This window comes from Novisyntrophococcus fermenticellae (assembly GCF_018866245.1).
Lineage (GTDB): Bacteria > Bacillota > Clostridia > Lachnospirales > Lachnospiraceae > Novisyntrophococcus > Novisyntrophococcus fermenticellae.
Map to the genome: position 1 here is coordinate 1,988,977 of NZ_CP076458.1, position 13,492 is coordinate 2,002,468.

11 protein-coding genes are annotated in these 13,492 nt (G+C 42.5%); 4 read left to right on the forward strand and 7 right to left on the reverse strand.

All coding sequences use genetic code 11. The features are described from left to right. Positions 1-22 precede the first annotated feature (22 nt). Entirely contained in the window at positions 23-814 is a 792-nt protein-coding gene (locus KNL20_RS09005) for a nitroreductase family protein (RefSeq protein ID WP_230397443.1), read from the reverse strand. Positions 815-999: 185 nt separating this feature from the next. Here KNL20_RS09005 and KNL20_RS09010 point away from each other — a divergent pair, with 185 nt between their 5' ends. From KNL20_RS09010 to KNL20_RS09020, 3 genes are read left to right on the forward strand one after another with little or no spacing between them, the layout of a single operon-like run. Further along, on the forward strand, positions 1,000-2,283 hold the full coding sequence (locus KNL20_RS09010) for an MFS transporter (RefSeq protein WP_230397444.1): 1,284 nt from the start codon (positions 1,000-1,002) through the stop codon (positions 2,281-2,283). 14 nt (positions 2,284-2,297) lie between these two features. After that, positions 2,298-4,031 (forward strand): ABC transporter ATP-binding protein, encoded by a 1,734-nt coding sequence (locus KNL20_RS09015; protein WP_230397445.1) that lies wholly within the window; start codon positions 2,298-2,300, stop codon positions 4,029-4,031. After that, complete coding sequence (locus KNL20_RS09020) at positions 4,024-5,763, forward strand: ABC transporter ATP-binding protein (protein WP_230397446.1); 1,740 nt, start codon at positions 4,024-4,026, stop codon at positions 5,761-5,763. The genes KNL20_RS09015 and KNL20_RS09020 overlap by 8 nt, the downstream gene beginning before the upstream one ends. A gap of 7 nt (positions 5,764-5,770) precedes the next feature. Here the strand turns inward: KNL20_RS09020 and KNL20_RS09025 are convergent, their stop codons facing one another. Further along, a complete protein-coding gene (locus KNL20_RS09025) occupies positions 5,771-7,867 on the reverse strand; it encodes a sodium-translocating pyrophosphatase (RefSeq protein ID WP_331468150.1) in 2,097 nt (698 codons plus the stop codon). 171 nt (positions 7,868-8,038) lie between these two features. After that, positions 8,039-8,572 (reverse strand): glutathione peroxidase, encoded by a 534-nt coding sequence (locus tag KNL20_RS09030; RefSeq protein WP_230397447.1) that lies wholly within the window; start codon positions 8,570-8,572, stop codon positions 8,039-8,041. 522 nt (positions 8,573-9,094) lie between these two features. Between KNL20_RS09030 and KNL20_RS09035 the strand changes: the two genes are divergently transcribed. Further along, entirely contained in the window at positions 9,095-10,087 is a 993-nt protein-coding gene (locus KNL20_RS09035) for an SDR family oxidoreductase (protein ID WP_331468151.1), read from the forward strand. An 86-nt stretch (positions 10,088-10,173) separates the two neighbouring features. On the opposite strand, the gene KNL20_RS09040 is transcribed toward KNL20_RS09035, so the two are convergent. The 4 genes from KNL20_RS09040 to KNL20_RS09055 form a co-directional block, all read right to left on the reverse strand. After that, complete coding sequence (locus tag KNL20_RS09040) at positions 10,174-10,323, reverse strand: SDR family oxidoreductase (RefSeq protein ID WP_230397448.1); 150 nt, start codon at positions 10,321-10,323, stop codon at positions 10,174-10,176. 163 nt (positions 10,324-10,486) lie between these two features. Next, positions 10,487-10,960, reverse strand: coding sequence for a hypothetical protein (locus KNL20_RS09045; RefSeq protein ID WP_230397449.1), 474 nt, complete (start codon positions 10,958-10,960; stop codon positions 10,487-10,489). A gap of 177 nt (positions 10,961-11,137) precedes the next feature. Then, on the reverse strand, positions 11,138-11,695 hold the full coding sequence (locus tag KNL20_RS09050; protein ID WP_230397450.1) for a GNAT family N-acetyltransferase: 558 nt from the start codon (positions 11,693-11,695) through the stop codon (positions 11,138-11,140). A 70-nt stretch (positions 11,696-11,765) separates the two neighbouring features. Then, positions 11,766-13,295: a S8 family peptidase gene (locus tag KNL20_RS09055; protein ID WP_230397451.1), complete on the reverse strand. Its 1,530-nt coding sequence runs from the start codon at positions 13,293-13,295 to the stop codon at positions 11,766-11,768. Between the last annotated feature and the right edge of the window lie 197 nt (positions 13,296-13,492).

Genomic DNA, 13,492 nt, shown 5'->3' on the forward strand with positions numbered 1-13,492 from the left:
ATGTCCCCCTTCTTTTTTGCTTCTATCGCATAATCACATCCGCCTGTTTCCTTGGCGCCGTTCTTTTATAAGTAACTGCGGGATATCCAAGCAGCATACAGCAGGAAACCGTCTTTTCTCCGACTTCAAGCCACTTACGAAGTACGGGGCTGGATGTAAGAATGCGCTGTGTGTAGCCACTGTACAAGACACCTGCGCCTTCTGCTGCCGCCATATTTTCAATGTTTGCAGCTGCCAGCCCGCCATCCCACGGATTATCCGTTGCAATCACTAAAAAAGCGGGGGCATTAAAAAACAGAGTATCCTGTTCCGGATCTTTCTCCCATCTCCTGTAAAACAGGTGAAAGGCTCTTGCATAGTCCGGTTTGTTCTTCTTTAATGATTCGATAATTCCCGGCATCTCCTTCCAGACCAGAGCCTTGAATTCTTCAAGTCTTTCCTGGACAAACACAAAGGTAGTTCCCTGGAGATTTTTTGCCGTCGCAGAATACCGTCCTGCATCAAGTATCCGCAGCACAACATCCTCTTCCAACTTACGGTTCTTGAAATTTCTGATACTTCTGCGAAACTTCACCGCATGCAGATACGTTGCTGGTTCTATGTGGAATGTTTCCTTCTGATAGTTTTCCACATCCTCCATATCGTACTCCGGAATCGAAACCGCAGCTGTCGGACAAACGGCCACACAATGTCCGCACTGGATACAGGAACGGTAGTACACCGCTTTCTGATTTTCCATCTTTATCGCTTCTCCGGGACAATCTCTCCTGCAAGCTTCACATCCTATGCATGTTTCCTGATCTATCACTACCATAACTTCTCTCCCTTTTTTCTTGTCAGACCATGGTTACCCAATTACAAATATACCTCAATTGTTAATAATTAACAACCCCGAAAGCTTACGGCTGAATAGGAATATAGTATTCGCTGTTTTCACTTGCTATTTCTCTGAATCGCCTATATACTTATTTTTATAAGCAAAATATAGAGGACAGAAGAATGAACAGATTATCTACGCGCACAAAATTCCGTAATCACCCACTCATCAAAACCTTATTCGGACTTGATGGAAATGCAAAAGTTCTGACCCTGCTGGAACCGCTCTGGGGAATCCCTGCTAATTTAATTACCCCCTATGCAACTCTGTACATGTACGCACTTGGTGTAGATGATGTACAGATTGGAACATTGATGTCCGTCAGTATGTTTATACAGGTTTTTTTTGCGTTCGGAGGAGGTATTATCGCCGATAAAGCCGGCAGAAAGAATACCTGTATTTTCGGTGACATCTTTGGCTGGTGTATTCCTTGTATCATCTGGGCAGTTTCTCAGAATTTCTGGTTTTTTCTCGCAGCAATCATGCTAAACAGCTTTGAACAGGTAAACCAGACCGCCTGGAACTGTCTTTTAATCGAGGATGCCAGACCGGGGGACGTGCTGCATATCTATTCCTGGATTACGATTGCAGGATTAATGGCTGTGTTCTTCGCCCCGATTTCAGGCCTCATTATCAGAAGGACTTCACTTGTCCCTGTTATGCGGGTATTATACGCTGTATTTGGTGTCTGCATGATGATAAAGTGTCTGATAACCATACTGTTTACGAGCGAAACAACGCAGGGGCAAAGACGAAGAAAAGAGACCCGGCATCAAAGTGTCCTGTACATGGTTCGCGAATACAAGTATATTCTGCCGAAGATATTTAAAGACCGTCCGACCATGAAGATATTGGCTATTATGGTTCTGCTTTTTATGACCACGCAGATAACCAACAATTTCTTTGCATTGTACACAACTGAAAATCTGCTGATTCCTAAGAGTGCTCTGTCATTTTTCCCGATTTTGAGATCTGTAATCATGCTGATTTTCATGTTCGCCATGCAGGAACGCTTGCAGGATCTGCCTTTCCGTTATCCGATGGCAATTGGATTTTTTCTCTACATATGTGCTCAGGCTGTGCTGATTTTCAGCCCCCAGCGAAGCTTCCTGTTCATTATCTTATACACGCTTTTGGAAGCCTTTGCATTCGCGCTGGTGGTTCCCCGAAAGGATTCCATGCTGGCTCTCTATGTGGATCCCGAGGAACGCGCCAGAATTGTAAGCGTACTTGGCGTGACCATGTTTGTATTTGCCTCCCCATCCGGCTACATCGCGGGACAGCTCTCCAGCATTAACAGGCAACTGCCATTTTATTTAAATATGGCCCTTTTCGTAATTGCTTTCTTTATTACCATACGTTTCAAGGATCCTTTGCCGACACATACAGAGCTAGATGATGACTAAAAAAGGAAAATAATATGTTCAAAAAATTTTTTAAGTATACAAAAAGCTATAAAAAAGAAGGGATTACAGGTCTTATATGCTGTATTCTTGAAGCCGTTTTTGAGATTATGATCCCTTCCTTTATGGCAAAGATTATTGATGTTGGAATTACTAGTGGGGATACCTCTTATATCCTCAGAATCGGATTTCTTATCCTGGTGCTGTCTATTCTCTCTTTTGTCTTTGGCCGGGGATGCAGTAATAATTTTTCAACCTTCGGTAATGGGTTCACTGCAGAAATAAGGGATGCCGAATACAAGAAAATACAATCCTTTGCCTTTTCCAATATGGACAATTTCACCACTCCTTCACTGATTACCAGGCTGACTTCTGATATCACAATCATCCAGAACGCCATCGTACCAGGCATCCGCTCCATATTCCGTGCACCGATTCTGTTTACGTCCGGGATTATCATGGCTACGATGATGAGCAGGGAACTGGCTGTCGTGTTTTTTATAGCTGCTCCTATCTTAGGTATTCTGCTGTTTCTGATCGTCAAAAATCTGGCACCCATCTATCATCGAATGCAGCACACCTATGATGTATTAAATCGTGTAACACAGGAAAATCTCAGGGCCATACGTCTTGTAAAGGCATATGCAAGGGAAGATTACGAATCCGAAAAATTCAAATCCGTCACCGAAGATCTTAAAGATATTTCCATTCAGGCCTATGGGCTTTCCATGCTGAATGCACCCGCCATGCAGTTTGTCATGTATGGTACTATCGTCTGCCTTATCTGGTTTGGCGGAAAGCTTGTTATCTCCGATCGTTTGATGGTTGGACAGCTGACAGGGTTTTTAAGCTATGTTCTTCAGATATTAAACTCGCTGATGTTAATTTCTTCTGTATTTATTAATTTAACAAAAGCAATGGAATCCTTTAAACGTATAGAAGAAGTCCTGGACGAAAAAATCGAATTGACAGATGAAGGAAACTCAGCAAAGCGAATAGAAAAAGGTTCCGTAAGGATGGAGCATGTATCCTTTAAATACAGCAAAGATGCGAAAGAATATGTTTTAAGCGATATCAATTTGACAATTTATCCTGGAGAAACCATTGGAATCCTGGGCGGAACCGGCTCATCCAAGACCTCCCTTGTACAACTTATTCCAAGGCTATACGATGCAACTTCAGGAACTGTCTATATTGATGATGTCCCGGTAAAATCTTACCCCCTGAATCATGTCAGAGACAGGGTCGGCATTGTTCTTCAAAAGAATACACTGTTCAGTGGAAGCATCGACGAAAACCTGAGATGGGGAAATGAAGATGCCCTCACCGGCGACATCCGGAAGGTATCAGATATTGCATGTGCAAGTGAATTTATTGAGAACAAAGAACAAGGATATGAAACCTTCGTAGAGGAAGGCGGTAATAACTTCTCCGGCGGACAGAAGCAGAGGCTCTGCATTGCCAGGACTTTATTAAAAAATCCAAAAATTCTGATACTGGATGACTCTACCTCCGCCCTTGATATGGCAACAGAAAAAAGACTCTACGAAAATCTTGAGGCTTATCAGCCCAATATCACAAAGATTATCATAGCACAACGCATATCTTCAGTGATGCATGCGGATCGTATTATTCTATTGGATGACGGGAAAGTGGACGAAATCAATACCCCCGAAGAATTGCTTTCGCATAACAAAATATTTAAGGAAATATATGCATCTCAAAAGAAAGGAGGCGCTTTACATGACTAAAAGGAAAAACATGGTCCAGACTCTTATGCGGTTTTCCCATTATCTTAAGCCGGCCAGATATCTTTTGGTTTTAGTTGTGCTCCTGTCAGGAATCAGCGGCCTTGTAGGAATTACCGGATCGTTTCTGCTGCGTCCTATCATTAATAATTATATTATACCCGGGGACGTACATGGTTTGTCTTACGCAGTAATCGTACTTACAGTTATCTATCTGTCCGGTGCCGTCTCCACCCTTTTATGCAACAGGCTCATGGTCAAAATAACCCAGAAAATTATCTTTGATCTCCGCATGGACTTATTTTATCATGTAGACTCGCTTCCCCTGGGATTCTTTGATGCTGTCAGCGACGGCAGCGTAATGAGCTATTTTACGAATGATATTGATACAATAGAAAATGCATTAAACACTTGTTTTTCCCTGATGATGCAAAGTTTTGTCACTGTTTTGGGTTCCATTATCATGATGTTCGTCCTGAACATCCCCCTAACCTTCTTCACGATGGTCTGCTTTGCAGTTATCGTGTTTATCATCTATTACAACAGCAAAACCTCAAAAATCTTTTATGGTAAACGGCAGAAATATGCCGCTGATTTGAATGGTTTCGTAAAAGAGATGATGGAGGGGCAAAAGGTTGAAAAGGTATTTGGACATGAAGAAAAGAACTTAAAAGACTTCAAGGTACTTAACAATCATTTACGAATTGCATCCACAAAAGCTTTTTCATATGCCGGAGTTATGGTCCCTATGGTGGTCAGCATTGGATTCATCAACTACACGTTTACTGCAAGTGCAGGGGGCTTCATGGTGATAAAAGGCCTGCTGGATATAGGTACATTGGCCTCTTATCTGATTTTTGTAAGACAATTTTCCGTGCCTGTCAATCAGTTTACACAACAGATTAACCTTTTTCTCTCCGCTGTATCAGGTGCTGAAAGAATTTTTCATATTATGGATATTGAAGCGGAAATTGATGAAGGTACAGTTTCCCTTACCCATCCCAAAGGTGATGTCCGTTTTCAGGATGTAATTTTTGGATATAACGCAAAAAAACGGATTTTAAACAAGATTACACTCTATGCCAAACCCGGTCAGAAAATTGCATTTGTCGGATCTACCGGCGCAGGTAAAACCACAATTATCAATCTGATCAACCGGTTTTATGAGATACAGAACGGTAAGATCACCTATGACGGAATTGATATCAGAAACATAAAAAAACAGGATTTGCGGAAATCTCTGTCTCTTGTATTGCAGGACACGCATCTGTTCACTGGTACCATCTTTGATAATATCCGGTATGGAAACCTGAATGCCACTGATGAAGAAGTTATAGCCGCTGCAAAACTCTCCAATGCGGATTCTTTTATCCGGAGGCTTCCGATGGGATATGATACTATATTAGTAAATGACGGAGATAACCTTTCCCTTGGTCAGAGACAGCTCCTGTCCATAGCCAGGGCTGCCCTGTCCAATCCCCCCGTGTTGATTCTGGATGAAGCAACAAGCTCCATCGATACACGTACCGAGGAGCTTGTTGAAGCTGGTATGGATGCTATCATGGAAAATAAGACAGTATTCGTGATTGCTCACAGACTATCTACTGTCCGCAATGCCAATGTAATACTGGTCCTGGATCAGGGTGCCGTTGTGGAACGGGGAAATCATGAAGAGCTCATGGCTTTAAAGGGCCGTTATTATGAGCTGTATCATGGAACCAGAGAATTGGCATAAACGATGATCATAACAAAGAAAACATCAGGAAAAGGCTTGACATCAGTGAGGATACCAGTGAAACCACCGTAATCTGCGTATTAATAGAGGGGCCTGCAGTATCCTTAAAAGGATCACCTACCGTATCTCCTATAACAGCAGCTTTATGTGCTTCACTGCCCTTTCCTCCATGATTTCCGGATTCCACATATTTCTTGGAATTATCCCACAGCCCTCCTGTATTGCTCATAAATAAAGCAAGAAGAAGTCCGCTTACAATATTACCCACCAGGAAGCCTCCGATTGCCGTTACCCCACCTATGAATCCCACGGCAAGCGTGGCGATAATGCTCATAAGTCCGGCCGGTATCAGCTCATGGATTGCGCCATGGGTGGCAATTTCAATACACCGGTCGTATTCAGGAACCACACCTTTTTTTCCCTCCTTAAGACCAACTATTTCACGGAACTGACGGTGAATTTCTTCTACCATGCGCTGGGCATTGCGATTTACTCCGAGCATCAGCATAGCGCTGAATACCGCCGGTATTGCCGCACCAACCAACATACCAAAGAACACCTCAGGATTCATCACATCAAATCCGTTCAGATACTTCTCCCCTGCCGCAACCAGCCCGGCCTCTGCCGCCGCAACATTTACTTCACTGATAAATGCACCCAGAAGTGCAATAACTGTAAGTCCGGCAGCTCCTATTGCGAATCCCTTTGTCACCGCCTTTACCGTATTCCCTGCGCTGTCAAGTGAATCGGTGATGTCAAGAACCTCATCGCCCAGATCACCCATCTCTGCGAGACCGCGGGCATTGTCCACGATAGGGCCATAGGCATCATTCGATATAATCATACCCACAATTGAGAGCATTCCCACTGCGGCCATGGATATCCCAAACAAGGCATAATCACTTCCGAGCGGCTCACAAAGCTTATAAGAAATAAGCGCAGATATGCCAATCCCTGCAAGGGCAGGCAAGGTGGACAGAAAACCGTAGGACATCCCGGAAAGAATCGTAAAAGCAGGTCCCGATTCACTGGCCCGGGCAGTTTTGCGAACCGGATTTCTGCGGTCATCGGTAAAATAGTCACTGGCTATTCCTATAATCACCCCTACAAGTAACCCTACAATACTGGCTCCCCAGATACGCCACTCCATTCCAAAAAGTGCAGTTCCAGCTGCTGTAAGTACTCCAAAAACGGCCGTGGTAACATATGTGCTCGAGTTCAATGCAAACGTCGGATTATCATTCTTGCCCATCCGCGCGGTGGCAACACCTATAATCGAAGCCAGAAGTCCCATTGCGGCATAACAAAATACCATGGCAACATTCTTTGAACCGCCTATGTTCTGATCAAGGGCTGCTCCCATAACCAGTGCTGCTGCCATAGAAGCAACATTAGAGTCAAACAGGTCGGCTCCCATACCTGCCACATCCCCCACATTATCCCCTACATTGTCGGCAATAACAGCAGGATTCCGGGGATCGTCCTCCGGGATTCCAAGTTCTACTTTCCCCGCAAGATCTGCCGAGATATCGGCTGTCTTTGTAAAGATACCACCCCCCGCCTTTGCAAACAGGGCCAGTGAGCTGGCTCCAAAGCTAAATCCCAGTAAAGTCGTGGTATCCCCTGTCAGCCAGAACACCAGAGAAACACCCAGAAGAGAAGCTCCCACCACAGCCATGCCCATCACGGCACCACCGCGAAATCCACACAGAAAAGAAAGCCGGATTCCCTTTTGAGCTGCTTCTGCTGTTTTCACATTGGCAATAGTGGCGACCATAATCCCTATCTTACCGGCAATTGCTGAGAAAATGGTGCCAAAAATATAGGCGGCGGCCATCTGTAGATTCATCAGAACTGAACCCTTCCATATAGGAATCGGAAGAAAAATGAAAATCAGAATTGCCGCTACACCACAAAATCTGGCTAATACGCTATACTCCTTATTCAGGAATGTGGTGGCCCCCTGGCGGATATAGCCGCTTATCTCCAAAATCCTGGGATTGGAAGATGGCTGGGCTTTAACCCAGGCATATAACCAGCCTGCCAGCGCAAATGCCAATAAAGATATAAGGATGGATGTGATGATGAATACTGTAGAACTCAATGATAAGATCCCCCTTTCATATTACTGCTTAATATACACCATATGCCCGGCTACACCATTTAAACACTCATCCTGCCTGCTTCAACTACTTTTCTTTAAAAAAGTGACCAATCTTTTTACAGATGGTCACTTTTTATAAAGCACGATGCTTTAGGAGCAGCCTTTTAATTCTTACAATAATTCTTCTATTTCTTTTTCAAGTAAGCTGGGATTGTAGGCAGGTGAAAAACGATTTTTTACATGCCCTTCTTTGTCAATCAGAAACTTACCAAAGTTCCACTTTATAGCACCTTCTTCGTCAAAGGAAACCAGTCCCTTCACCTTCTCTTCAAATGCTGCCGTCTCTTCATTCCCCTTATCAACAGGTGCCTGCTCTTTCAGCCATGCATATAAAGGATGTGTGTCCGGTCCGTTTACCTGCACCTTAGAAAATCGTGGAAATTTTGTCCCATAGTTTAAAGTACAAAATTCTGATATCTCAGCATCGGTTCCCGGTGCCTGCTCTAAAAACTGGTTGCAGGGGAAATCCAGAATTTCCAGTCCTTTATCCTTATACTTATCATATAGCTCCCCGAGCTCTTTATACTGAGGCGTCAGTCCACACTTTGTAGCAGTATTAACGACCAGCAAGACCTTTCCTTTATAGGTTTCCAGGGAAACCTCTTCTCCTTTATTGTTCTTTACCTTAAAATCATAAATTGTCATCTTCCTACCTCCTGATTTATTCTTTGCGTATCTTTAACTATTTTGACTTTTTCATTGAGACTTATACGTGCCTGTTATTATTAGACATCGTCCATCTCTTTTTTTATTCTTATGACAATATTATATAATTCTTTTAATATTCTTGCAACTCTTTATTTAAATAAATATTATCACAGTTCAGTCATTCAGATATAATGCCTGACTACGGTCCAGATTCCCGCATTTCAGGAATACTTTGAATATTAGATAATATAATAAAAAGAAGCTGTGAGAGCGAGGACTATATGGACCTTCTACTCAACGTAAACGTAAAGTTGCTGCTGCTTAACTATTCCGATGAAACCGTAAAGGTAGAATACCTTGATTATGTCTGGAAAATGCCGCTGATTGGCAGCAGACCTCCTTACTATATGAATCCAAGATACAATCTAAATTATCCAATTATATGATAATACCAGGGTCAAAAGGTCATGCGTTTCATGCGGGCATGAAAAATAAGGAAAGGGAATGCAAAAAAATTAAATGGATAACAAAGACTCTTATATGAACAATAATTCCAATATTCAGCAAAAGATTGATGATTTACGGAATTACTTCGAAGAAAACATGGTACTTAACCCCTATCCTATGTATCCGAATTACGGTACGATCACGCGATATGAAGATATTCCCATCAGTGTTCCGGAGCAGCACCAATTTCGCCAGCCCGGACTAGAGGAATTGATGGTACCAAGGCCAATTATCGAAAATCCTAATTACAAAGGATCCGACAAGCTTTTAGATAAAGTGGCCTTAATTACCGGTGGTGACAGTGGTATCGGTGCTGCTGTTGCAATAGCTTTTGCGAAAGAAGGGGCTGACGTCGCAATTTCCTATCTTGATGAAGAAAATGACGCCATGAGAACCAAAAACCGAATAGAGGAGCTGGGGCGCAGATGCCTTTTGCTTCCCGGGGATCTGAGAGAAAAGAAGCACTGCAAGGATATCGTCAACGATACGATGAATTTCTTTGGTCAAATAGATGTTTTATGTAATAATGCAGGTGTACAGTTTCCACAGCCAAGCCTTTTAGATATTAGTGATGAGCAATTTGATGAAACATTCAGAACAAATTTCTATCCTCATTTCTACATAACAAAGGCAGCCCTTCCTTATATGGAACCGGGCAGTTCTATCATTGGAACGGCATCTGTTGTGACTTATATGGGTGCAGATACACTTATTGATTATACTTCTACGAAGGGAGCTATTGTCGGTTTTACAAGAGCTTTAGCCAGAAATCTTGGAAAGCAAGGTATACGGGTCAATGCTGTAGCACCAGGTGAAATATGGACTCCTCTGATTCCTTCCAGTTTTTCTGCTGATACAGTAGCCGTACCAGAAGATAATATGCTGATGCGCATAGGCCAGCCCTTTGAGCTGGCACCCACTTATGTATACCTGGCCTCCGATGACTCCCGTTTTGTAACCGGTCAGGTGCTCCATGTCGATGGAGGGCAGACAACAAATTCCTAATACAGAAAACCTGCCACTGGCAGCTTTCCTTGCATACTTTGGTATAAAAATGAGCGGATATCCGCTCATTTTTATATTCATTATGATTAGTAGGCTGTCCATCCACCATCAACAACGACTGTAGCACCATTCATAAAGCTGGAATCATCGGAGGCAAGAAAAAGGGCAACATTTGCAAGCTCATCCGGTGAACCAGCTCTTGGATTTGCACCAAATCCGGCCATAGCTCTTTCCATTCTGAACGCACTGGGATGATTTATCCCTGCTTTAGCATCTGCTGAACAGCCCTACGGCTCAGTACGAAAGGAGCAGTCAGGTTTACATTGATAACACGACTCCACAATTCATCGCTTACTTCGGCAACTGGCATCATCTCGTCCATAATATAACGAACCGGTATCACGTCATCCGCATTCGGAATATGTAAAGATACCTCAAAACCAGCAACCTCTCCACCATATAAAAGTTGATTAAAATCCCGAATGCCTTTATCCGCACCATCCCCGTCCACATCTTCGGGCAGATACTTAAGTCCTTCTGTCTTCGAACCAGATAAGTCCTTGTTTCACCTTTCTTATCTTTGCCATAAATAAATGTATCAAGTGTATCTTCAAAGAAGTTATGGTGCTTAGGGGCTATCTTCTTTGCGCGCATGCATTCATCTATCTTCCATGATAAAGCCCCGTGATAGGGAATTGCTGAATAAACAATACGTCCGTCAAAACAAACTGTAGTAAGTAAGGCAATGATAATTTCTATCCAAAAAACTCTTTTTGTCATTTTGTAGCCGGAAGCATTTTTCTGCTTTTGCTTCCCCGAAATCAATGTGAAGATAAAACTGATCAGAAATCCCAGCACACTAATCAGCAGCATAGGCAGGTGGCTTTTCACTCCACCATATTGACACAAATTCCATGTCTAATATAAAAATAATAAGTAAAAAGCCAGACTGGTTTTTTCGCAAATCTTAGATATGTTCTTCATGGTTATCTTATTCAATTCTTTACTGTTCATCACCGGTTTCCTTAATACGGACGATTCAATAATTTTTTAATTAGATTTCGTCAGTTTCATTACCATCAAAATATCGTCTGCATATGTACCATCCTGATATTTATTTGCATTGGGAATCCTTCCACATTCCACGAATCCTATACTCTTATACAAATGATATGCGCGGTCATTACCGCCAACTACAGTAAGCTCAACCTGCTCAAATCCCGCATTTTTTACTTCCTTAATAAGCCTATTCAGTATAATTCTTCCCAGCCCCTGACCCGTATGCTTCTGAAAAAGTGCGATACCAATTCCAGCACGATGAGCATTCCTCCTGCTTACGGCCTTGCTGTCAAAGGAACAGTTTCCAGCATATTCCCCATCAACAAAAACCAATAATAAAAGCTGATCGTCTGAATCATTGTGCCCATTAATGAAGCTTTTTTCTTGCTCAATCGTATAACTAATCTCATCTGCATCTGCCATTAAAAATCTGGTTTCTCCAGTTACTGTTTTCAAATAATTAATCAGCATGTCAGCCTCATCAGGTCTCGCGCATCTAAGTAGAATATTCTTTCCGTTCAATTCAAATCTTTCTTCATTAATCCGCATATGGTTTTCCATCCTGTGTGGTTTTTTTATCAAAATCTAATTAAAAATGCCCTTTTACTATCTGGAGGATTTACGTCAGACTTCTGAATGTCCCAAATAAATCTATGATTCCATATCCCCAGATAGGGTTGGGATAAATAAGGTTATTTCGTCTTGCGGCTCCGCGAACAAGTAATCTGCTTATATCCCGCCCGGAAATTGTTGTGGAATTTCCTCTTAAAATTGCCCATTCCATAAGTATTGCAACAATACCGGCACTATGAGCTGCTGCTGCCCCCGTTCCAGTCACACTTCCATACAGATTATTTGGAATCGGGCAAGTAAGTTCAAATCCAGGTGCTGCAATATCAGGAGCTATTCCGCCACTCGACGTAAATCCTCTGCTTGAACTAATAAGAATACCACCGTCTGTCTGGTTATAAGCAGTTACTGTCAAAGGATTGCGTGCATTACCCGGAGCACTAATTGTTACATTCGGGTCTGATTCCAAAAAGAAGGTTTCTTCCGAAATAAGATCTCCTGATGGAAGCCATGCATCAAAATAAGAATGCAGATTATCAATGGCAATAACCCGAATATTCCAAATACCACTGGAGGCATCCTCAAACCTTAAAAGTATTAACTGTTCCCCGCTTTCTTCTTCCATTATTATGTTATTTATGAAAACCTTTGAAGGTTCCAAGACAAAACTATATTCCACACAACGATTAAAGCCGGGGTATATCGGTTCTGTCCATTCACCGGAAGGTGATTGAAGCTGAATTGCCAGCCTGCTGGGTGATTTTTGCCATATTTGCATTGAAAACCCTTTATCCCGTTTGCCAATGCGAAGTTCAAAGTTACTGGAAGTTCGGCCTGTAACACTTTCTCCCCGATAGTGCCGTCGTGTATTGCCATCATTTCCAGCTGCAATACATATTGCTACTCTGGGGATTGTGGATAATATATTCAGATATATCGCCAATGCGTCATTACCATCATGATCTCCCTGGCTCGATCCAAGGCCAATGCAAATAACTACCGGACGGTTTAGTCTTCGGGCAACTGACAGAATATATTCGATACCCAAAAAAATATTTGTCTCCGCATAACACAGGACCGTATCATCTATACCAAATACTTTTCGGTTATAGTGTTTTGCAGGGGCAAGCTTCACGACAACCAATTCTGCTTCAGGCGCCACACCCGAAAAATCCTTCTGAGAGTTGGGATTTCCCGCTGCAATTCCTGCCAGCATAGTACCATGCCCGTCTTCATCGATACTGGGGACAACTATGAGTGGATTCTCCTGACGAAGCGCAAGATTAATCTGCGACTTACCGTACTCTGCCCCAAATTCAAATCTCGAAGGAGGTGTTCCATTGGCAATCGTCTGATCCCAAATTGAAAACAAACGGGTTGTTCCGTCAATATTTAAAAAGGCTTCATGCTGATAATCTATCCCGGTATCAACAAATCCAATTAAGACACCCTGTCCAAAAAGGGCCAGATTGGGATTGTTCTGAACAGTAGGTACTCCTGACTTCTCAAGACCGAGCTTTGAATTCAGTGTATATATTGAGGGAAATATATGATATGGATAGATTCCCAAAGTACACATGCGAAACATCTCCCCTGGAAGGTGGAGAACAGAATTTCTTTCATTAATTCTCGTTATTTGATATCCTGCTTCGGGATTATCAACTAATGTACTTTGCATTAATGTATTTTCAATTAGCAGGTCGAGGTAATCCTCATCTAATATTTTATGAATGAGATATTCCTCCTTTATGGATCGTTATCTATATAATTATATTC